Source organism: Sphingomonas pseudosanguinis (assembly GCF_014196255.1).
GTDB classification, from domain to species: domain Bacteria; phylum Pseudomonadota; class Alphaproteobacteria; order Sphingomonadales; family Sphingomonadaceae; genus Sphingomonas; species Sphingomonas pseudosanguinis.
Window position 1 is genome coordinate 363,447 of sequence record NZ_JACIDH010000002.1, and the last position, 18,844, is coordinate 382,290.

Genomic DNA, 18,844 nt, shown 5'->3' on the forward strand with positions numbered 1-18,844 from the left:
CCGGTCCGCCCGACGGTGTGGGACAGCCCCGCCATGGCGCGACGTCTGCGCCGACGTTATGCCGCAGAGCGGCGCTTCCGCCTGCTGGGGCTCGCCGCCGTCGCCTTGTCCGCTGCCTTTCTGGCGTTCCTGCTGGTGACGATGGTCGCGCAAGGGATTCGCGGTTTTACCGAAACAACCATCACGCTGCCGATCGACCTCGCCGCCGCCGACCTGCCGATCGAGCCGGCGCGCGTGAAGGGCCGCAGCGCCGATCTGGCGCTGGCCGGCGCCGGGCTGGAAGACGCGGTCGATACCGCCGCCACGATGCGGTTTGGACGGGACGGGGCCGACCTGCTGTCGCCGGGCGCATGGCTGGCGGTGCGTGATGCGATCAAGGCCGACCCGGCGATCCTGCGTCGCACAGTCACCTTCACCCTCCCGGTCGCCAGCCCCTTTGACGTCGCCGCCAAGGGCGAAGGGACGCCCGATGCCGAACAGGTGGTCGCCCGGCTGAAGGCGCAGGGCGTGCTGTCGACCGGCTGGAACTGGAATTTCCTGACTGATGCGGATGCGACCGACCCGACGCGGGTCGGCATCTGGGGAGCGGCCAAGGGATCGCTGCTGACCATGCTGGTCACGCTCGCGCTCGCCTTCCCGATCGGGGTGCTGGCCGCGCTTTACCTTGAGGAATATGCGCCCAAGAACCGCTGGACCGATCTGATCGAGGTGTCGATCAACAATCTGGCGGCGGTGCCCTCGATCATCTTCGGCCTGCTCGGACTCGCGGTGTTCCTCAACACCTTCGGGCTGCCGCGCTCGGCGCCGCTCGTCGGCGGGTTGACGCTGGCGCTGATGACCATGCCGGTCATCGTCATCGCCGGGCGCAACGCGATCAAGGCGGTGCCGCCGTCGATCCGCGACGCCGCACTGGCGGTGGGCGCGTCGCGGGTGCAGGTGATCTTCCATCATGTCCTGCCGCTCGCCCTGCCCGGCATCCTGACCGGCACGATCATCGGCATGGCCCGCGCGCTGGGCGAGACCGCGCCGCTCCTGATGATCGGCATGCGCGCCTTCATCGCAGCGCCGCCGCGCGGGCTGACCGATCCGTCGACGGTGCTGCCGGTCCAGATCTTCCTGTGGTCCGATCAGGTCGACCGGGGCTTCATCGAAAAGACCTCGGCCGCGATCATCGTCCTTCTGGTCTTCCTGCTCGCGATGAACGGGCTGGCCATCTACCTCCGCAATCGCTTCGAGACACGCTGGTGAGCATCCCCAAGATAACCGCGCGCAACGTCAGCGTGTCTTACGGCGCCAAGCAGGCGATCGACGACATCTCGATCGATGTCGACATGGACCATGTCATCGCGTTCATCGGCCCCTCGGGCTGCGGCAAGTCGACCTTCCTGCGCACGCTCAACCGGATGAACGACACCATCCCCTCGGCACGGGTGTCGGGTGACGTACGGCTGGACGGACAGGACATCTATGCGCCCGAAATGGACGTGGTGCAGCTGCGCGCTCGGGTCGGCATGGTGTTCCAGAAGCCCAACCCCTTCCCCAAGTCGATCTATGAAAATGTCGCCTATGGCCCGCGCATCCATGGGCTGGCCAACTCGCGGGCCGAGCTGGACGTCATCGTCGAGCGGTCGCTGACGCGGGCCGGCCTGTGGAACGAGGTGAAGGATCGCCTCTCCGAAAGCGGCACCGCGCTGTCGGGCGGTCAGCAGCAGCGGCTGTGTATCGCGCGCGCCATCGCGGTCGACCCCGAGGTTATCCTGATGGACGAACCGTGCAGCGCGCTCGACCCGATCGCGACGGCGCGAATCGAGGAGCTGATCCACGACCTGCGCGGCCGCTACGCCATCGCGATCGTCACCCACAATATGCAGCAGGCGGCCCGCGTGTCGCAGCGCACCGCCTTTTTCCATCTCGGCACGCTCGTCGAGTATGGACGCACGTCCGACATCTTCACGAACCCGAAGGAAGAGCGGACGAAGGACTATATTACCGGCCGATACGGCTGAGGACGAGGATCATGGACCACACCGTTAAAGCCTTCGACAACGACATCGGCCGCCTGCGCGGGCTGATCGGCCAGATGGGCGGATTGGCCGAAGAGGCGATCGCCAATGCCATCAAGGCGTTGCAACGCTCCGACCTGGAACTGGCGCGCAAGGTTCGCGAGGACGACAAGGCGATCGACGTGATCGAGGCCGAGGTCGAGCGGCTGGCCGTCCGCACCATCGCGCTGCGCGCGCCGATGGCCAACGACCTGCGCGAAGTCGTCGCGGCGCTGAAGATCGCCAGCGTCGTCGAGCGGATCGGCGACTATGCCAAGAACATCGCCAAGCGCGTGCCGATGATCGAGAGTGAGGATCGGATCGAGCCCGTCTCGATCCTGCCCGCCATGGCCAAGATTGCCTCGGCGATGGTGCATGACGTGCTGGACGCCTTTGCCGCGCGCGATGCCGAGGCGGCGATCCGGGTCCGCGACAGCGACAACGCGCTCGACGATTTCTACGATTCCATCTTCCGCACGCTCGTCACCCATATGGTCGAGAATCCCAAGACGATCGGACAGGTCGCGCACCTGCTGTTCATCGCCAAGAATCTCGAACGCATCGGCGACCATGCGACCAATGTCGCGGAGATGGTCTATTTCGCCGCCACCGGCACGCAAATGGGCGAGCGTGACCGCAGCGGCTCCTTGCCTTCTTGAGGGAACAGGCACCATGGCACGGGTAAAGATGTTGCTGGTCGAAGACGACGCCGCGCTGGCGGAACTGCTCGTCTTCCATTTCAAGCGCGAGGATTTCGAGGTCGTTCACACGCCCGATGGCGAGGAGGCGCTGTTGCTGGCGCGTGAGAACACGCCCGACATCGTCCTGCTCGACTGGATGGTCGAGGGGATTTCGGGGATCGAGGTGTGCCGCCGCCTGCGCCGCTCGCCCGAAACCGCCAATGTGCCGATCATCATGCTGACCGCGCGCGGCGAGGAAGAGGACCGGGTACGCGGGCTCGAGACGGGGGCGGATGATTACGTGACCAAGCCCTTCTCGCCCCGCGAACTGGTCGCGCGCGTCGGCGCGGTGCTGCGCCGGGTACGCCCGGCTCTTGCGGGCGAGGCGCTGGTCTATGCCGACATCGAGATGGACACGGTGGGTCACAAGGTCCGCCGCGCGGGCGAGGTCGTGTCGCTCGGGCCGACCGAGTTCCGCCTGCTCAAGCATTTCCTGGAGCATCCGGGCTGGGTCTTCTCGCGCGAGCGGCTGCTCGATGCGGTATGGGGGCACGACTCGGACATCGAGAGCCGGACGGTCGACGTGCATATCCGGCGGCTGCGCAAGGCGATCAATATCGGCGACCGGCCCGACATCATCCGCACCGTCCGCTCGGCCGGCTATTCGCTCGACGCCGGAGTCTGATCTCCTGCGCTTTCGGTCCGAAAACGGATGAAAAATGCGTTCGGAATCGGGCCGGAAGCGAAACGAGGGAGCCAAGGGCGGCGTGGGGCGTTCCCCTGACCGCGCTAACGCACTTGCGCTTCTGAACAGGAGATTCGCATGAAGTTCGTTTTTCTGGCGGCCACGGCCCTGATCGCCGCCCCCGTCTTTGCCCAGGACACGACCCAGGCCGATGCGGCCGCCCAGACCCAGATGCAGGGTCAGGCCAGCACCAGCACGACCGACGGCACCATGTCGGCGCAGGCGGGCGTCAACGCCTCGGCGGGTGCTCAGGTCGGCGGCTATCAGCCCGCACAGCCGGCGCTTGCCGGTACGCCGCAGCCCAGCGCGCCGGTCGTCTTCAAGCAGGCACCGACTCCGGCCCAGGCCTTCCCCGCCCCGGCACCGCTGGAAAGCTATCCGATCTGCAAGAAGGGTCAGTTCGACCAGTGCCGTCAGCGCGGCGGCAAGTGATCGCCCTGTAAAGTAACGACATGCGCCGGCTCTCGTTAGAGGGCCGGCGTTTTTCATGGCAAACGGGATTTATTCGTCGACCAGCTTCATCAGCCGGCGTTCGACGGGGGCGAGCACCGGCCCCAGTTCATGCCCCCGCTTCAGCACCATGCCGCCCTCGCCGATCAGCGCCCACATGCCCTGACGGTTGCGCAGCGCGGGCCGCTTCTCGATCCGATATTCGGGGCGTTCGGCCGCGCGCCGAAAGGCGGAGAACACCGCCGCATCCCGCCCCATGTCCATCGCATAATCGCGCCAATGTCCGGCGGCGACCATCCGGCCGTAAAGGTCGAGAATGCGAGTCAGCTCGACCCGCTCGAACCCCACCTGCCCGGGGGCCTTGGGAAAGGGTACGATCCCCATCAGGCGCGGTCGCGCTTCTCTTCCTGCTCGGCGAGCAGCATGTCGAGCTGTCGACGCAGCGTATCGAGTTCGCAGCGCAGCTTCTCGACCTTCTGGGTCTGCGGATCGAACAGTTCCGAACAGGGCGTGCCATACGGGACGAAGCGCTTCTCGGGCGCGGCGCCGCCCTCGACGATCGTGGGCCGGGCGGGAATACCGACCATGACCGCGCCTTCGGGCACGTCGCGCGTCACCACCGCGTTGGCGCCAACCCGCGCACGCGGGCCGATGATGATCGGCCCCAGCACCTGCGCGCCCGATCCGACGATCGCGCCGTCCATCAGCGTCGGGTGCCGCTTGCCCGCCACGCCATTGTCGGGACTGGTCCCGCCCAGCGTCACGCATTGATAGATGGTCACGTCGTCGCCGATCTCGGCGGTCTCGCCGATCACGACGAAGCCATGATCGATGAAGAAGTTGCGACCGATCTTCGCCCCGGGATGAATGTCGATCGCGGTCAGGAAACGGGTGAAATGGTTGACCAGCCGCGCGAGGAAGAAGGCACGCGACCGATACAGCCGATGCGCGACCTTGTGCCCCGCCAGCGCCCAGACGCCCGGATAGAGCAGGATTTCGGCGCGCGAATGCGGCGCGGGGTCACGCGCCCGGATCGAATCGAGATAAGCGGCCAATCGGCTCGGCATGAGCATGTCCCCATATGCGATAGGAGCATTTAGGCACGGGCTTCGACAAATTCCAGCGGAACGCGGGAACCGGTCTATGCCCCTAAAGTCTATCTTTGTTGCAGGATATAGCGTCAAACGGCATGGCCAAGCATCACCGCCCTTCCGGGCAAGGGGCAAGGAGATACAATGGACCTGAGCAGCTTCGACCTGATCCATATCCTGCCGTTCATCGGCGTCGGCTTTGCCGCGCAGGTGGTCGATGGCGCTCTGGGCATGGCGTTCGGCGTGATTTCCAACACGCTGCTGATGAGCCTGGGCGTCCCGCCCGCCGCCGCATCCGCCGGCGTGCATAGCGTCGAGACCTTCACCACCGCGGTTTCGGGGATCAGCCACGCGGTCCATCGCAATGTCGACTGGAAGCTTTTCCTGCGTCTGATGATCCCCGGCGTCATCGGTGGTGCGCTGGGCGCCTATGTCCTGTCGAACATCGATGCGGCGGTCGTGAAGCCGTTCATCCTGGTCTATCTGACCGGCATCGGCATCTACCTCCTGCTGCGGGCGCTGCGGCATCGGCCCAATGTCCGCGAGCCCAAGATCGTCGAGCCGCTGGGCCTGATCGGCGGCTTCCTCGACGCCGCCGGCGGCGGTGGCTGGGGGCCGGTCGTCACGTCCAACCTGCTGGCGCAGGGTGCCACGCCGCGCCTGACGATCGGTACGGTCAATACCGCCGAATTCTTCCTGACCGCCACCATCTCGGCGACGTTCATCACCCAGCTCGGCTGGGGCGCCTTTACGATGGCGACGCTCGGCCTGCTGATCGGTGGCGTGCTTGCGGCCCCGTTCGGCGCGATGCTCGCCAAGCGGATACCGCCGCAGCGGCTGCTGCTGATGGTCGGGATCATCGTGACCCTGACCAGCCTGTGGGGCCTTTACAACGCGTTCAAGTAGGACCTTGCCCGGTCGCCCCGCCGCCATGGCGGGGCGACCGGCGCAGGATCAGGCGACCGCCGAGTGGGTGGTGGCGACCGCCTGCATCACCGCCGCGATGCGGACTGCGGTCTGGATGACTTCGGCCGAGACGCCCGACTTCTTCAGCACCGCCTCATGCGCGTCGATGCACATGCCGCAGCCGTTCATCGCCGACACCGCCAGGCTGAACAGCTCGAAGTCGATCTTGTCGATGCCCGGCGCGCCGATCACGTTCATGCGCAGCTTGGCGGGCATGTTGCGATATTCCTGGTTCCCGGCCAGGTGGGTGAAGCGATAATAAACATTGTTCATCGCCATCACCGCCGCCGCCGCGCGCGCGGCGGTCGCCGCCTCGGGCGACAGCTTGGGCGTGCACTCGGCCTCAGCCGCCTCGACCAGCGGCTTGTAGCCCGAGCCGTGCGCGCAGGTGAGCAGCAGACCGTACTTGCGCTGATCGTTCAGCAGCGCCTCGTTCAGCAGCGAACCGACGTTCAGCCGGATGTCCTTGGCGAAATCGGGCAGCTGCCCGGCAAATTCCTTGAGCGACATGTTCATGCTCCAGATACGCGACGCCCCAGTCCGGGCCGCCGGTCGTGTCGACCGACAACCCTCGCCGGGGCATCGAAAAGATGGGCCGGGGGACGGGATCGCCCCCCGACGCGAGGATTACTCGGCCGCGAGCTGGAGGACGTCGTCGCCCTTGTTCCAGTTGCAGGGGCAGAGCTCATCGGTCTGCAGCGCATCGAGCACGCGCAGGGTTTCCTGCGGGTTGCGACCGACGTTCAGACCGTTGATCGTGACGTGCTGGATGACATTGTCGGGATCGATGATGAAGGTCGCGCGGTAGGCGACATGCTCATTCTTGTCGACGATGCCCAGCGCGTCGGCCAGGACGCGGCCATTGTCTGCGATCCAGGGGAAATCGGCGGCGGCCAGATCCGGGTCCGACTTGCGCCACGCCAGGTGGACGTGGGCGGTGTCGGTCGATGCGCCGATCAGCACGGCGTCACGATCCTCGAAATCGCCCTTCAACTCGGAATAGCCGACGATCTCGGTCGGGCAGACGAAGGTGAAGTCCTTCGGCCAGTAGAACAGGACCTTCCACTTGCCCTCATAGGAGGTGTCGCTGATCGTCTCGCCGGCGGGCAGCGCGTTGGTGCCCTGCTGGACGGGAACGGTGAATGCGGGGAGCTTGTCTCCAACGGTCAACATGGCAATAGCCTCCATTTCTTCCCAAAATTCGGCTTCAGCCATCCTCTGTGCACGCGCCGGCGGTGGACCGCCTGTATTCGTCGCGCTGACGGATATGGGGACTGGCGCCTTTGATCCAACAAGCTATTTGTCACATCGCAATCGACTGAGACGATCAATGGCCGCCACCTACCTACCGACACTGAAACAGCTTCAATATCTCGTGGCCTTGCAGGAGCATGGCCATTTCGGGCGTGCGGCCGATGCCTGCTTCGTCACCCAGTCGACCCTGTCGGCGGGCCTGCGCGAGCTGGAAACGCTGATCGGCGTGACCCTGGTCGAGCGGACGCGGCGGGTGGTGCGCTTCACGCCGCTGGGCGAGCGGATCGCCGACAAGGCGCGGCGGGTGCTGCGCGAGGCGGACGAACTGGGCGACATGGCGCGGGCTGCCGGCCGGCCGCTGTCGGGCGAGATGCGCATGTCGGTCATCCCGACCATCGCGCCCTTCATGCTGCCGCGCATCCTGCCGCGCCTGCGCCGCGACTATCCCGACCTCAAGCTGTTCCTGCGCGAGGAGCCGAGCGCGCCGGCCTGCGAGCGACTGCACAATGGGCGCACCGACTGCGTGCTGCTCGCGCTGCCCTTCGCGTGCGGCGAAGTGACGGCCGAGCCGCTGTTCGACGACCGGTTGTTCGTCGCCTTCCCGACCGACGAGGATCACACCCCGCCCCCCGCCTTCCCGGCCGCGGACATCGACGAGAACCGATTGCTGCTGCTGGAAGACGGGCATTGCCTGAAGGACCATGCGCTGGCGGCCTGCAACCGCCCCGAATTGCGCGCCGAGGCGACGATGCTGGGCACCTCGCTGCACACGATCGTGCAGATGGTCGACAATGGCCTGGGCATGACCATGTTGCCCGAAATGGCGCTGCGCTCGGGCATCCTGGACAATACCCATATCACCGCGCGTCCGCTGGATGCCGAGAACGCCATCCGCAAGATCGCGCTGGTCTGGCGCCGCGCCAGCCCCCGCGAAAAGGACTTCCGCCTGCTGGCACAGGTGCTGGCGGAGGCCGCCTGACACGCAACCGCCGGGGCATTGCGGCGTCTTTGCACCCGATATCGTCATTCATCTTCGAAGGAGACTGGCCCATGACCCGGAACATTCGGCCGCTGATGACCCTGTTGCCGCTCACCGCGCTGGTGATGCTCGGCGCCTGCGGACGCGGGCGCGACGCGCGGGAGGTGCCCGCCACGCCGTCGTCCACCGCCGCCCCGGCGGCAACCAATGAGGGTGTGACGGCGGACCAGCCGATGGCGCCGACGCGTACGATCCTGGATAACGCGGCCGCCACACCGTCCCTGTCGTCGCTGGTCGCCGCGATCCGTGCCGCCTCGCTCGCCACTACCCTGGCGGGGCCCGGGCCCTACACGCTGTTCGCGCCGTCGAACGCCGCCTTTTCGCGGCTTGCGCCCGGCGTGCAGGAGCAGCTGCTCCAGCCCGCCAATCATGGCTCGCTCGTCCGGTTGCTGCGCTTCCACATGCTGCCCGGCGTCGTCACCGTCTCCGACCTGCAACAGCGGATCGCGGCGGGCGGCGGCACTGCGACGATCATGACCGTACAGGGCGAGCCGCTGACGCTCAGCATGACGCAATCGGTCATCACCCTGACCGATGCGAGCGGCAACAAAAGCTATATCGAGGCGGGCGATCTGCGCCAGGCGAACGGCATGATCCACATTGTGAACGGCGTGTTGGTGCCAAAACTGGATTAAGAACGTTACTCCCCACGGAATGCTCGTTTCGCACCCGGATCGGGCATTCGTCTCTTCATGCGTGGTGTGCAGCGTTCGCGCTCCACCGCCAATCGTGGGAGTAAGCTTTTATGATCAAGACTGTCGCCATTCTCGCCTCGGCCACGATGCTGGCCGGCGTCGCTCAGGCCCAGACGGCCCCCGCCCCCGGCGCGGCCCCGGCGCAGACCATGCCCGCCCCGGCCACCGCTGCACCGGCGCAGGCCGCCCCGGTCGCCACGGGTACGATCGTCCAGGTGCTGGCCGCGACGCCCGACCGTAGCACGCTCGCCAAGCTGGTCACCACCGCCGGCCTGACGGCGGACCTGTCCGGCCCGGGTCCGTTCACCGTCTTCGCCCCCAGCGACGAGGCGTTCAGCCGCATGCCGGCCGGCGCGCTCGACAATCTGAGCAAGCCGGAGAACAAGGCCGCGCTGGCGACCATCCTGAAGTACCATGTCGTGTCGGGCAAGGTGACCGCCGACCAGCTGAAGCAGCAGATCACCGCCGGTAACGGCACCGCCACGCTGACGACGCTGGCCGGCCAGCCGCTGACGGCGCAGCTCGGCCCGAACGGCAATGTCATGCTGACCGACGTGAACGGTCAGAAGGCCTATGTCGACAAGGCCGATGTGCCCGCGACCAACGGCGTGATCCACCTGACCAACGGCATCAGCGTGCCGAAGATCGGCTGATCACGGTCCGTCGTCAGATCGGGGAGGCGGGGTTTCGGCCCCGCCTTTTTTCATGCCTGCCAGCGCTCGGCGGCGGCCGCATCGCTCTCACGCGCTTCGACCCAGCTTGCCTGTCCGTCCCGCGTTTCACGCTTCCAGAACGGGGCATCGGTCTTCAGCCGATCGATCAGATAAGCGCACGCATCCAGCGCATCGCGACGATGCGGCGCGGCGGCCGCGACGAAGACGATCCGCTCGCCGGGGCGCATAGGGCCGACCCGGTGGACGATCGTCGCCGCCTGCAGCGACCAGCGGGCCAGGGCGTGGTCAGCGATCCGCTCCAGCGCGGCCTCGGTCGCGCCGGGATAATGTTCGAGTTCGAGGCAGTCGACACCATCGTCCGCGCGGACCAGCCCGCAAAAACTGGCGACCGCGCCGGCCTTTGGCCGCTCGGCCAGCGTCATCTCGGTCGCGATGTCAATCGGATCGGGTGAGACGTGAACGCGGATCATCCGCCCGTCACCGGCGGAAATATCGCCACTTCGCGCGCACCGGCCAGCGACGCGTCGAGGCCGACGAAGTTCTGGTCGATCGCGGCGCGCAACCGTTCGGGCGCGGCCATCGCCTCGGCATAGCCGCCGCCGCGCGCCGCCAGCCAGCCGACCAGATCGGCGACCGTCGCCACCTCGGCGGGCACGGTGACGACCTCCTCGGCCTGCCCGATCCGCTCTCGGACCCAGGCGAAATACAGGACGGTCAGACGCATTCAGCTATCCATATGCTTGAGGCCGACGCGCAGATAATCCCAGCCCGTCACCAGCGTCAGCACCGCCGCCGCCCACAGCGCAGCGAGCGCCGCCGTCTGCACCCAGGGCCAACCAGGCAGCGCCCCGCCCAGGATCAGTCCGCCCAGCGCCACCAGCTGTAGCGTCGTCTTCCACTTCGCCAACCGCGAGACGGGGACCGACACCTGCAACTGCGCCAGAAACTCGCGAAGGCCCGATACCGCGATCTCCCGCAGCAGGATGATCAGGCCGGCGATCACGCTCGCGCCGCTGATCACCTGCACGGCGACCAGCACCAGGATGACGGCGGCCACCATAATCTTGTCGGCGATGGGATCGAGAAAAATGCCCAGCTTCGACACCGCGCCATTGGCGCGCGCCAGATAGCCGTCGAAATAATCGGTGATGCCCATCAGGCAGTAGAGGACGAAAGCGATGCCATAGCCGAGCGCCCATTCGGGCCGCCATAACAGCCCCGCCAGAAGCGGCACGGCCAGGATACGCGAGAGCGTCAACAGATTGGGCAGCGTCAGCATAACGCCTTCTAACGACAAGGCCGGCCATGACAAACCGCTTTAAGCGGTTGGCGATGCGGCATCGCATGGTTATGTTGTCGCCATCCTGTTGCCACGATCGGGCCATTTTTCGTTATGCTCAATGCCCTCGGGCTTCTCAAGCGGCGCCGGTTCCTGCCGCTGTTCACCACCCAGTTCCTCGGCGCTTTCAACGACAATCTGTTCAAGACGTCGATGGTGCTGTTCGCCACCTACACGATCTTCACCGATCCGGTCTCCGAGTCCTATTTCAACGCCGCCGCGACCGGCGCGGCCATCCTGCCCTTCGTCTTCCTTTCGGCGCTGTCGGGTCAGCTGGCGGACAGCCATGACAAGGCGCGCATCATTCGCATCGTCAAGACGGTCGAGATCGCGATCATGCTGGTCGGCGCGTTCGGGCTGATGATCGCCAAGGCAGGCTATACCACCGCCGGCTTGGCGCTGATGCTGGGTACGGTGCTGGCGCTGGGTGTCCATTCGACCTTTTTCGGCCCGATCAAATACGCCATCCTGCCCCAGCATCTGGAGCCCGGCGACGTGCTGGGCGGCACCGGGCTGGTCGAGGCGGGGACCTATCTGGCGATCCTGCTCGGCACGGTCGCGGCGGGATGGATTCCGGTCGAGGCGGCGGCGATCGGCGTGCTCGTCGTGGCAGGGCTGGGATGGTTCACCGGCCGCATGGTGCCCCCCGCCCCGCGCGAAGGCCCGCCGCTCAAGCTGAACTACAATCCTTTCACCGCCTCGTGGCGGCTGATCGCGGCGACGCTCCATATCCGTCGCCTGTTCCTGGCGATCATCGCGATCAGCTTCTTCTGGACGATCGGCTCGGTGCTGATCATCGTCTTCCCGCCATTGGTGAAGAACGTGCTGACCGCCGACAAAGAGGTCGCGAGCCTGGCCATCGCCATCTTCTCGGTCGGGGTCGCGATCGGATCGGTGGTGATCAACACGATGCTGAAGGGCGAGATTTCGGCGCGCTACTCGCCCGTCTCGGTCATCGCGATGGGCGCGTTCGTGGTGCTGTTCTCGTTCCTCTGTCGGAACTGGACGCCCGCGCCGGCCGGCACGCTGTATAGCTGGCAGAGCTTCCTTGCCGAGCCGCGCGCCATCGGCATCCTGGTGACCTTGCTGGCCATCGCGACGACGGGGGGCATGTTCGTCGTGCCGCTCTATGCGTTCCTGACGACGACCGTGGAAAAGGACCAGACCGCGCGGACCGTGGCGGCGAACAACATCGTCAACTGCTTCGCGATGACGATCGGATCGGTTTGTGTCTTCGGGATCAGCGCGATGGGCGTGACGCCGCAGGACATGCTGTTCCTGGTGGCGGGCATGTGCCTCGTCTCCGCCTGGCTGGCGCTGCGGCTGCACCGCGCCTGCGACGATGGCTGCCCCAACGCCGCCTGATCCGGGACCTGGCCCGGATCAGAGCAGGAAAGTGTAGATACTGATGAAGAAGGCGGTGAAGCTCAGGACGAACAGGCGCAGGTCCTGATCGTCGTCGCGCCGGCTGCGGGCGAGCTGGGGCGGCGGCAGGCTCCGTCGAAAGGGATGACGGGCGGCTTCGTTGGTCAGGACAAGTCGGCGTCTCATGGCGAATTTCTTAACGCGCCGTTAACTTTTTCGTCTCCCCGGCTCTTGTCGGCCCGTGTCCCTCCTGCCCCGATAAGGGACAGCCCCCTTTGCAAGGCCGTCGGCGCGCGCCGGGATCAGCTTCTATTGGGCCGATAGGCGTTCAGATCGATGCCATGCCGGGCGACCTTGTCGTAAAAGGTCTTGCGCGGGATGGCGAGGATGGCCAGCGCCGCGCGGACGTCCCCCGCCACCTCCTCCAGCACCGCGCGGATCGTCGCCCCCTCGAACCGTTCGACCCGTTCGGGCAGCGACAGCGAATTGCCATCCTCCTGCCCCTCGCTCACGGTGCCCCCCGCCAGCCCCAGCGCGACGCGATTGGCATAGTTGCGCACTTCGCGGACATTGCCCGGCCAGTCGTGCGACAACAATCGCGCCTGCACCTGGCCGTCGATCATCGGCACTGGTCGCCCGAACCGCTCGGCCGCCTCACGCAGGAAGTGTGCGAAGAGCAATGGCACATCGGCCCGCCGTTCGCGCAGCGGCGGCACGCGCAGGCGTACGGCGTCCAGGCGATAGAGCAGGTCGGCACGAAACCGTCCATCCTCGACCGCGCGGACCAGATCGGACTTGGCCGCCGCCACGATCCGCAGGTCGAGCAGCTGCGGGTCCTCCGACCCGATCGCGCGCACCTCGCGCTCCTCGACCACACGCAGCATCCGGCCCTGCAGGGCGGGCGCCATGCTGTCGACCTCGTCGAGGAACAGCGTGCCCCGGTTGGCGGCGGCGATCCGGCCCGTCGTGCGGCCATGGGCATGGCCGAACAGCTCGTCCTCGGCGATCGCCTCGGGCAGGGCGGCGCAGTCGACCGCGACGAACGGCCGTGTCCGCCGCGCGCTCCAGCGGTGGAGCAGCAGCGCGACCAGTTCCTTGCCGGTCCCCGTCTCCCCCTCGACCAGCACGTCGACATCCGCCTGCGCCACCTGCCGCACCGTCTCGCGCAGCCGCATCATCACCGGGGTCTCGCCGATCAGCGGATAGGCCCCTTGCGCTTCCTCCGCCGCGTGGCGCAGCCGGCGATTGTCGAGGACCAGCCGCCGCATCTCCAGCGCGCGGCCAGCACTGGCGATCAGATGATCGGCGGCGAAGGGCTTGGCGACGAAATCGAACACGCCCTGTTTCAGCGCCGCGACCGCCATCGGCACATCGCCATGCCCGGTCATCAGGATGACCGGAATTTCGCTATCGATCGCCGCTACCCGACGGGCGAGTTCGATCCCGTCGATGCCGGGCATGCGAATGTCCGACACCACCATGCCCGGAAAATCGGGCGTGATCGCGTTCAGCGCGGTCAGCGGGTCGCCATGTGCCTCGACATCGATGCCGGCCAGCTCGAAGGACTGGGCCAGCGCCTGACGCAGCACCGTGTCGTCGTCGACCAGCAATACGCGCAGGTCGTTGGGTGCCTCGCTCTGGCTCATGCCCGGCGCAACCGGATGATGAAGCCCGCCCCGCCCAGCGAGGAGGGAATGGTGTCCAACATACCGCCAAACTCCCGCATGATGTCCCTCGCGATGCCCAACCCCAGCCCCAGCCCGTCGGGCTTGCCGGTGACGAAGGGCGTAAAAATCTCCGGCGCGATGTCCGGGTCGAGGCCCGGTCCGTTATCCTCGACGGTCAGTTCGATGCTATCCCCTTCCTCGCGAACGCACATCCGAACGCGCGGGCTGGGCCGATCGGCAACGGCGTCCAGCGCGTTCTGGAGAAGGTTGACCAGCACCTGCTCCAGCCGGACGCGCCCCGCGACCACGACGGGCAGCGAACCGCCCGTCGGCCGTTCGAGGACGACGCCCGCGCTACGAAACCGGTCACCGATCAGCAACATGGTGCCGTCGAGCACCGCGTCCAACGCCACCGGCCCCATGCCATGCGTACCCCGCCGGACGAAGCGGCGCATTTCCTGGACGATCGAGCTGATCCGTTCGGTCAGCTCGACGATCGTCGACAAATTACTCGCCGCCTTGTCGGGCGCGGCGCGGGTCAGGAAGGTGCGGGCATTTTCCGCCAGCGTGCGGATCGCCGCCACCGGCTGGTTGATCTCATGCGCGACGCCGGCGGTGATCGAGCCCAGCGATCCCAGCCGATTGGCCTGCGCCAGCTCCTCGCGCGCGGCACGGAAACGCTGATCGGCACGAACGCGCTCGGCGATCTCGATGGTCAGCCGATCGTTGGTCGCGCGCAGCTCCGCCGTCCGTCGTGCGACCTCCGCCTCCAGCGCCTCGCGCGCCTGCACCACCCGCTCCGCCCGGGTGCGCCGCCAGATCGCGAGCAGCGCCAGCGCGAGCAGGCCGACGCCGATCAGCGCGGTGGCCGAGCGGACCCAACTGTCGGCCGCGCGAAAGGCCGGACGCGACGGCAGCAGGTGAATCAGCCGCCATCCGGGCAACGGCACCGCCACCCGCGCCACGACATGGCGATTACCCTCGTCATCCGTCGCCCAGCCGCCCGGCTCCAATCGATAGGGGGCCGGGCGCAGGCGGACCCCGCCGAACTGCTGCGCCTGTTCGATTTCGCCGCGTGCGCGGGGTGTCAGCGCCTGCATGGTGGTGAACAGCGCGCGCGGGTCTGAGGTGACGACGACCACGCCATGATTGTCGGTCAGCAATGTCTGCCCCGGATCGCTGGCCCAGGCCTGAGCGATCCGGCGGAACTCCACCTTGACCACCACGACCCCGTCGGGCGCGTTCGCTGGACCGATCCGGCGCGCCAGGAACAGGCCGGCGCGGTGGCTGGTATTGCCCAGCGCGAAATATTCCGACGTCCCCTGGGTCAGCGCCTGCCGGAAATAGGGGCGGAAGGCATAATTGCGCCCGACGAAGCTGTCCGGCTGCCCGGCATTGGAGGCCGAGACGGTGCGCCCCTGCCGATCGATCGCGTAGATGACCGGCGCGCCCGTCCGCTCGGCTAGGCCGCGCAGCTTCTCGTTCAAGCGGTCGGCCGCCTGTCGCGAGCCATTGCGCAGCGCGTCGCCCAAATCGGGATATTCGACCAGCACGATGGGCAGCAGGCGAAAACGCTGCAACTCGCTGTTGAGCAGCCGTTCCTGCTGGCGCGCGATCCGGGTGGCATCCGCGCGCAGTCCCGCGACCGCCTGCCGATGCGCATAGATGTGCAGCATGACGGCCGCGGCCAAGGTGAGCAGCAGAACGCCGATCAGCGGGATCGCATGACGCCGATAGGGGCGAAGCGGGGCGAGAAGGCGGCGCATATGTGCGGAATATCGCAAGCCGGGCCGTCGCACCATGCGGAATTTCGCCCGGTCGCAATGACTTTCGGCGATATTATCATCATTTTACAGATACTTACATCGTTTATCTCGTGATTTTGAATCCTGTTTGCGATCCCGCACACTGTGGGCAACCCGGAACGCGGCCTACCGCGTCCGACTCTTTTGTAGAGGATGATGAAAGCCGTGATTGCCCAAGATTACGCTGTCGCCGAAGCGCCCAAGCGCGCTCGGGTCTGGTCCCATCTTTATGTTCAGGTTCTGGTCGCGATCGCGCTCGGCGCGATCATCGGCCATGTCTGGCCGAGCTTCGGCGAATCGCTGAAGCCGATCGGCGATGCCTTTATCAAGCTCGTGAAGATGATCATCGCACCGGTCATCTTCCTGACCGTCGTCACCGGCATCGCCGGCATGCGCGAACTCGGCTCGGTGGGCCGGGTCGCGGGCAAGGCGTTCTTCTATTTCATCACCGTATCGACCTTCGCGCTGGTCGTCGGTCTGGTCGTCGCCAATGTCGTCCAGCCGGGCGCGGGCATGAATATCGATCCGTCGACGCTGAAGGTCGGGTCGATCGCCGAATATACCGCCAAGGCGCATGATACCACGGTCACCGGCTTCCTGCTCGGCATCATCCCCGACACACTGATCAGCGCGTTCACGCAGGGCAACATCCTGCAGGTGCTGATGGTCGCCATCCTGTTCGGCATCTCGATGGCACTGGTCGGCGAGCCCGCCCGCCCACTGCTGATCTTCCTGGAGCGGATCAGCGTCGTCGTCTTCCGCATGGTCGGCATCCTGATGCGGGCCGCGCCGATCGGTGCCTTCGGCGCGATCGCCTTCACCATCGGCAAGTATGGCGTCGGCAGCCTCGTCAACCTGGGCGCGCTGGTTGCGACCTTCTATCTCACCTCGATCCTGTTCGTCGTCGTCGTGCTGGGCACCATCGCCCGCGCCAACGGCTTCTCGGTCCTGAAGCTGATCCGCTACCTGAAGGCGGAACTGCTGCTCGTACTCGGCACTTCCTCGTCGGAGGCCGCGCTGCCCAACCTTCTCGTGAAGATGGAAAAGGCCGGTTGCGAGAAGTCGGTCGTCGGTCTGGTCGTGCCCACCGGCTATTCGTTCAACCTGGACGGCACCAACATCTACATGACGCTGGCCGCGCTGTTCATCGCCCAGGCCTGCGGCGTCGACCTGTCGCTGGGTCAGCAGCTGGCGCTGCTCCTCGTCGCGATGCTTAGCTCCAAGGGTGCGGCGGGCGTCACCGGTGCGGGCTTCATCACCCTGGCCGCAACCCTGTCGATCGTGCCCGACGTGCCGGTCGCCGGCATGGCGCTGATCCTCGGTGTCGACCGCTTCATGTCGGAATGCCGCAGCCTGACCAACTTCATCGGCAACGCCGTCGCCACGGTCGTCGTCGCCCGCTGGGAAGGTGCACTGGACAAGTATGCGCTGGATGCGGCGCTCAACAGCAAGCCGGCCCTGCCGGCCGCGCAGCCCGCCATCGCCTGATCCAAGCGAAAGATCCGGCCAGTCCCACTGGCCGGTTTTTTCTTTAACCTTGCCGCGTTAGTGAAGCCGGCGTCACGACAGACCGGTACGATTGAGGGGACTATCATCATGAAATTCGTTTGGCTCGCCGGCTCGGCCGCCCTGGTGGTGGCTGGGTTGGCCCCAAGCATGGCCGGCGCGCAGAGCGTGACGCCCAAGGCCGCGGCCGAACCGGCCAGCCCCGCCAGCACCGCCTATCCGACATCGGCGGCCGGCGACGGCAACACGGTGGGCGGCTATAACCAGTCGCGCTGGGCCGAGGATTGGCGCAAGCTGTGCGACCCCGCCAAGCGCGACGATCCGATCGACGCGCTGAAGTGCGTGAAGCTGACCGAGGACGGCAAGTCCTACGTCACCTTCTCGGGCGAGTTGCGCACGCGCATGAACCTGACCACCAACCCCAATCTGCGCGAAGTCCAGCAGCAGCGTCAGGACATCGCCCGCATCGTCGGCGGCGCCGACGTCCATCTGGGCGATCATTTCCGCGTCTTCGGCGAACTGGGCCGCGCGGAGTTGCAGGGCATCAACCTGGGTACGCCCAACGCCAATCTGCGCAACAAGCTGGCGGTGCAGCAGCTGTTCGCCGAGGTGAAGGGCAAGGCGCTGGGCCTCGACGTCGGCGTGCGCGCCGGTCGTCAGGAGTTCTTTGACGGGCCGCAGCTGCTGACTGTCGGTCGCGACAACAACACGCTGTACTTCGTCCTCGACGGCGTCCGGGCCTATGCACGCGGGACCAACGCCCGGGTCGACGTGTTCGACCTGAACTATGTCAATTACGGCTATGAGGGCATCAGCGACGACAAGACCAATCCCGACGTCCGCTTCTCGGGCGCGACCTTCGGTTTCCGTCTGTCGCCCAAGCTGTTCGGCGGCTCGAAGCTGTATCTCGATCCATTCATCTGGCGGCTGCGCAACCGCCGCGCCGTCTGGGGTCCGACGACCGGGCTGGAAGAACGCTATTTCCTGGGTCTGCACGCTTATGGTGACGCGGGCCCGGTCAATATCGACTGGACGGTCAACAACCAGCGCGGGACCTTCGTCAACCGTCCGATCTCGGCATGGCAGGCCTTCATCGCGCAGACCTATCGCCTGGGCAAGAAGCCGGATTCGCCGCGCGTCGGCATCCACTTCGACTATGGCTCGGGTGGTGGCGCTTATGACCGCGCCGGCCCGCTGAACACCACCAACGGTCTGTTCGGGAACAACATCTATTACAGCTATGGCCTGTTCCTGACGCCGACCAACCTGCTCTACACCGCCCCGAACTTCACCTTCACGCCGATCAAGGGCGTGCGCGTGGCGGCGGAATATGGTTTCGCCTGGCGGCCCGACGAGTTCGACGCGGTCTACCGTGCCAGCGGTGTTGCCTGGGCGGGCACGCAGAATGTCCGGGGCAAGAAGGTGGCCGAGGTCGCGCGCCTCCAGGCGGTCTAGACCATCACGCCGCGCCTGTCCTTCACCGGCCGCTACGAGCATTTCCAGGCCGATACCGTGCTGAAGCGGGC

The 18,844-nt window shown here is 66.4% G+C and carries 22 protein-coding genes; 12 read left to right on the top strand and 10 right to left on the bottom strand.

Features of this window, described 5'->3' with window-relative positions; genetic code table 11:
- Positions 1-33: 33 nt before the first annotated feature.
- From pstA to GGR48_RS05800, 5 genes are all read left to right on the top strand, one after another.
- A complete protein-coding gene (pstA, locus tag GGR48_RS05780) occupies positions 34-1,248 on the top strand; it encodes a phosphate ABC transporter permease PstA (RefSeq protein WP_183950991.1) in 1,215 nt (404 codons plus the stop codon).
- Positions 1,242-2,006, top strand: a complete 765-nt coding sequence (pstB, locus tag GGR48_RS05785; protein WP_183950990.1) for a phosphate ABC transporter ATP-binding protein PstB — start codon at positions 1,242-1,244, stop codon at positions 2,004-2,006. The genes pstA and pstB overlap by 7 nt, the downstream gene beginning before the upstream one ends.
- A gap of 11 nt (positions 2,007-2,017) precedes the next feature.
- The gene (gene phoU, locus GGR48_RS05790; protein ID WP_183950923.1) at positions 2,018-2,701 is read left to right on the top strand and encodes a phosphate signaling complex protein PhoU; all 684 of its coding nucleotides are present in this window, start codon (positions 2,018-2,020) and stop codon (positions 2,699-2,701) included.
- A 13-nt stretch (positions 2,702-2,714) separates the two neighbouring features.
- Positions 2,715-3,407: a phosphate regulon transcriptional regulator PhoB gene (gene phoB, locus GGR48_RS05795; RefSeq protein ID WP_183950924.1), complete on the top strand. Its 693-nt coding sequence runs from the start codon at positions 2,715-2,717 to the stop codon at positions 3,405-3,407.
- Between the two features lie 138 nt (positions 3,408-3,545).
- Positions 3,546-3,899 carry a hypothetical protein gene (locus GGR48_RS05800; RefSeq protein ID WP_183950925.1) on the top strand — a complete coding sequence of 118 codons (354 nt, stop codon included), beginning with the start codon at positions 3,546-3,548 and terminating at the stop codon, positions 3,897-3,899.
- Positions 3,900-3,968: 69 nt separating this feature from the next.
- Here GGR48_RS05800 and GGR48_RS05805 read toward each other — a convergent pair whose 3' ends face one another.
- Positions 3,969-4,301 (bottom strand): DUF2794 domain-containing protein, encoded by a 333-nt coding sequence (locus GGR48_RS05805; protein WP_183950926.1) that lies wholly within the window; start codon positions 4,299-4,301, stop codon positions 3,969-3,971.
- The gene (gene epsC / locus GGR48_RS05810) at positions 4,301-4,984 is read right to left on the bottom strand and encodes a serine O-acetyltransferase EpsC (protein ID WP_183950927.1); all 684 of its coding nucleotides are present in this window, start codon (positions 4,982-4,984) and stop codon (positions 4,301-4,303) included. The genes GGR48_RS05805 and epsC overlap by 1 nt, the downstream gene beginning before the upstream one ends.
- 168 nt (positions 4,985-5,152) lie before the next feature.
- On the opposite strand from epsC, the gene GGR48_RS05815 reads away from it, so the two are divergent.
- Positions 5,153-5,914 (top strand): sulfite exporter TauE/SafE family protein, encoded by a 762-nt coding sequence (locus tag GGR48_RS05815; RefSeq protein ID WP_183950928.1) that lies wholly within the window; start codon positions 5,153-5,155, stop codon positions 5,912-5,914.
- A gap of 48 nt (positions 5,915-5,962) precedes the next feature.
- Here the strand turns inward: GGR48_RS05815 and ahpD are convergent, their stop codons facing one another.
- Together ahpD and GGR48_RS05825 are read right to left on the bottom strand one after the other, a co-directional pair.
- On the bottom strand, positions 5,963-6,484 hold the full coding sequence (gene ahpD / locus GGR48_RS05820) for an alkylhydroperoxidase, AhpD family (protein ID WP_183950929.1): 522 nt from the start codon (positions 6,482-6,484) through the stop codon (positions 5,963-5,965).
- Positions 6,485-6,601: 117 nt separating this feature from the next.
- On the bottom strand, positions 6,602-7,147 hold the full coding sequence (locus tag GGR48_RS05825; protein ID WP_183950930.1) for a peroxiredoxin: 546 nt from the start codon (positions 7,145-7,147) through the stop codon (positions 6,602-6,604).
- A gap of 157 nt (positions 7,148-7,304) precedes the next feature.
- Here GGR48_RS05825 and GGR48_RS05830 point away from each other — a divergent pair, with 157 nt between their 5' ends.
- From GGR48_RS05830 to GGR48_RS05840, 3 genes are all read left to right on the top strand, one after another.
- The gene (locus tag GGR48_RS05830) at positions 7,305-8,207 is read left to right on the top strand and encodes a hydrogen peroxide-inducible genes activator (RefSeq protein ID WP_183950931.1); all 903 of its coding nucleotides are present in this window, start codon (positions 7,305-7,307) and stop codon (positions 8,205-8,207) included.
- A 71-nt stretch (positions 8,208-8,278) separates the two neighbouring features.
- Positions 8,279-8,902, top strand: a complete 624-nt coding sequence (locus tag GGR48_RS05835) for a fasciclin domain-containing protein (protein ID WP_240455967.1) — start codon at positions 8,279-8,281, stop codon at positions 8,900-8,902.
- Between the two features lie 110 nt (positions 8,903-9,012).
- Complete coding sequence (locus GGR48_RS05840; protein WP_183950932.1) at positions 9,013-9,615, top strand: fasciclin domain-containing protein; 603 nt, start codon at positions 9,013-9,015, stop codon at positions 9,613-9,615.
- Between the two features lie 50 nt (positions 9,616-9,665).
- Here GGR48_RS05840 and GGR48_RS05845 read toward each other — a convergent pair whose 3' ends face one another.
- From GGR48_RS05845 to pgsA, 3 genes are read right to left on the bottom strand one after another with little or no spacing between them, the layout of a single operon-like run.
- Positions 9,666-10,106, bottom strand: coding sequence for a molybdenum cofactor biosynthesis protein MoaE (locus tag GGR48_RS05845; protein ID WP_183950933.1), 441 nt, complete (start codon positions 10,104-10,106; stop codon positions 9,666-9,668).
- Positions 10,103-10,360 (bottom strand): molybdopterin converting factor subunit 1, encoded by a 258-nt coding sequence (gene moaD, locus GGR48_RS05850; RefSeq protein WP_183950934.1) that lies wholly within the window; start codon positions 10,358-10,360, stop codon positions 10,103-10,105. The genes GGR48_RS05845 and moaD overlap by 4 nt, the downstream gene beginning before the upstream one ends.
- A complete protein-coding gene (gene pgsA, locus GGR48_RS05855; RefSeq protein WP_183950935.1) occupies positions 10,361-10,915 on the bottom strand; it encodes a CDP-diacylglycerol--glycerol-3-phosphate 3-phosphatidyltransferase in 555 nt (184 codons plus the stop codon). It lies immediately after the preceding gene.
- A gap of 114 nt (positions 10,916-11,029) precedes the next feature.
- On the opposite strand from pgsA, the gene GGR48_RS05860 reads away from it, so the two are divergent.
- On the top strand, positions 11,030-12,340 hold the full coding sequence (locus tag GGR48_RS05860; RefSeq protein ID WP_183950936.1) for an MFS transporter: 1,311 nt from the start codon (positions 11,030-11,032) through the stop codon (positions 12,338-12,340).
- 18 nt (positions 12,341-12,358) lie between these two features.
- Here the strand turns inward: GGR48_RS05860 and GGR48_RS05865 are convergent, their stop codons facing one another.
- From GGR48_RS05865 to GGR48_RS05875, 3 genes are all read right to left on the bottom strand, one after another.
- The gene (locus tag GGR48_RS05865; RefSeq protein ID WP_183950937.1) at positions 12,359-12,526 is read right to left on the bottom strand and encodes a hypothetical protein; all 168 of its coding nucleotides are present in this window, start codon (positions 12,524-12,526) and stop codon (positions 12,359-12,361) included.
- A 116-nt stretch (positions 12,527-12,642) separates the two neighbouring features.
- Positions 12,643-13,986: a sigma-54-dependent transcriptional regulator gene (locus GGR48_RS05870; protein ID WP_183950938.1), complete on the bottom strand. Its 1,344-nt coding sequence runs from the start codon at positions 13,984-13,986 to the stop codon at positions 12,643-12,645.
- Entirely contained in the window at positions 13,983-15,773 is a 1,791-nt protein-coding gene (locus GGR48_RS05875; RefSeq protein ID WP_183950939.1) for a sensor histidine kinase, read from the bottom strand. The genes GGR48_RS05870 and GGR48_RS05875 overlap by 4 nt, the downstream gene beginning before the upstream one ends.
- A gap of 195 nt (positions 15,774-15,968) precedes the next feature.
- Between GGR48_RS05875 and GGR48_RS05880 the strand changes: the two genes are divergently transcribed.
- Entirely contained in the window at positions 15,969-17,300 is a 1,332-nt protein-coding gene (locus GGR48_RS05880) for a dicarboxylate/amino acid:cation symporter (protein WP_183950940.1), read from the top strand.
- 108 nt (positions 17,301-17,408) lie between these two features.
- Positions 17,409-18,773 carry an alginate export family protein gene (locus GGR48_RS05885; protein WP_240455966.1) on the top strand — a complete coding sequence of 455 codons (1,365 nt, stop codon included), beginning with the start codon at positions 17,409-17,411 and terminating at the stop codon, positions 18,771-18,773.
- Positions 18,774-18,844: the final 71 nt, after the last annotated feature.

Bases quoted from the DNA above. Each gene is read 5' to 3' on its own strand.
- pstA (WP_183950991.1), top strand. From the start codon at position 34: ATGGCGCGACGTCTGCGCCGACGTTATGCCGCAGAGCGGCGCTTCCGC.
- phoU (WP_183950923.1), top strand. From the start codon at position 2,018: ATGGACCACACCGTTAAAGCCTTCGACAACGACATCGGCCGCCTGCGC.
- phoB (WP_183950924.1), top strand. From the start codon at position 2,715: ATGGCACGGGTAAAGATGTTGCTGGTCGAAGACGACGCCGCGCTGGCG.
- GGR48_RS05800 (WP_183950925.1), top strand. From the start codon at position 3,546: ATGAAGTTCGTTTTTCTGGCGGCCACGGCCCTGATCGCCGCCCCCGTC.
- GGR48_RS05805 (WP_183950926.1), bottom strand. From the start codon at position 4,301: ATGGGGATCGTACCCTTTCCCAAGGCCCCCGGGCAGGTGGGGTTCGAG.
- epsC (WP_183950927.1), bottom strand. From the start codon at position 4,984: ATGCCGAGCCGATTGGCCGCTTATCTCGATTCGATCCGGGCGCGTGAC.
- GGR48_RS05815 (WP_183950928.1), top strand. From the start codon at position 5,153: ATGGACCTGAGCAGCTTCGACCTGATCCATATCCTGCCGTTCATCGGC.
- ahpD (WP_183950929.1), bottom strand. From the start codon at position 6,484: ATGTCGCTCAAGGAATTTGCCGGGCAGCTGCCCGATTTCGCCAAGGAC.
- GGR48_RS05825 (WP_183950930.1), bottom strand. From the start codon at position 7,147: ATGTTGACCGTTGGAGACAAGCTCCCCGCATTCACCGTTCCCGTCCAG.
- GGR48_RS05830 (WP_183950931.1), top strand. From the start codon at position 7,305: ATGGCCGCCACCTACCTACCGACACTGAAACAGCTTCAATATCTCGTG.
- GGR48_RS05835 (WP_240455967.1), top strand. From the start codon at position 8,279: ATGACCCGGAACATTCGGCCGCTGATGACCCTGTTGCCGCTCACCGCG.
- GGR48_RS05840 (WP_183950932.1), top strand. From the start codon at position 9,013: ATGATCAAGACTGTCGCCATTCTCGCCTCGGCCACGATGCTGGCCGGC.
- GGR48_RS05845 (WP_183950933.1), bottom strand. From the start codon at position 10,106: ATGATCCGCGTTCACGTCTCACCCGATCCGATTGACATCGCGACCGAG.
- moaD (WP_183950934.1), bottom strand. From the start codon at position 10,360: ATGCGTCTGACCGTCCTGTATTTCGCCTGGGTCCGAGAGCGGATCGGG.
- pgsA (WP_183950935.1), bottom strand. From the start codon at position 10,915: ATGCTGACGCTGCCCAATCTGTTGACGCTCTCGCGTATCCTGGCCGTG.
- GGR48_RS05860 (WP_183950936.1), top strand. From the start codon at position 11,030: ATGCTCAATGCCCTCGGGCTTCTCAAGCGGCGCCGGTTCCTGCCGCTG.
- GGR48_RS05865 (WP_183950937.1), bottom strand. From the start codon at position 12,526: ATGAGACGCCGACTTGTCCTGACCAACGAAGCCGCCCGTCATCCCTTT.
- GGR48_RS05870 (WP_183950938.1), bottom strand. From the start codon at position 13,986: ATGAGCCAGAGCGAGGCACCCAACGACCTGCGCGTATTGCTGGTCGAC.
- GGR48_RS05875 (WP_183950939.1), bottom strand. From the start codon at position 15,773: ATGCGCCGCCTTCTCGCCCCGCTTCGCCCCTATCGGCGTCATGCGATC.
- GGR48_RS05880 (WP_183950940.1), top strand. From the start codon at position 15,969: ATGAAAGCCGTGATTGCCCAAGATTACGCTGTCGCCGAAGCGCCCAAG.
- GGR48_RS05885 (WP_240455966.1), top strand. From the start codon at position 17,409: ATGAAATTCGTTTGGCTCGCCGGCTCGGCCGCCCTGGTGGTGGCTGGG.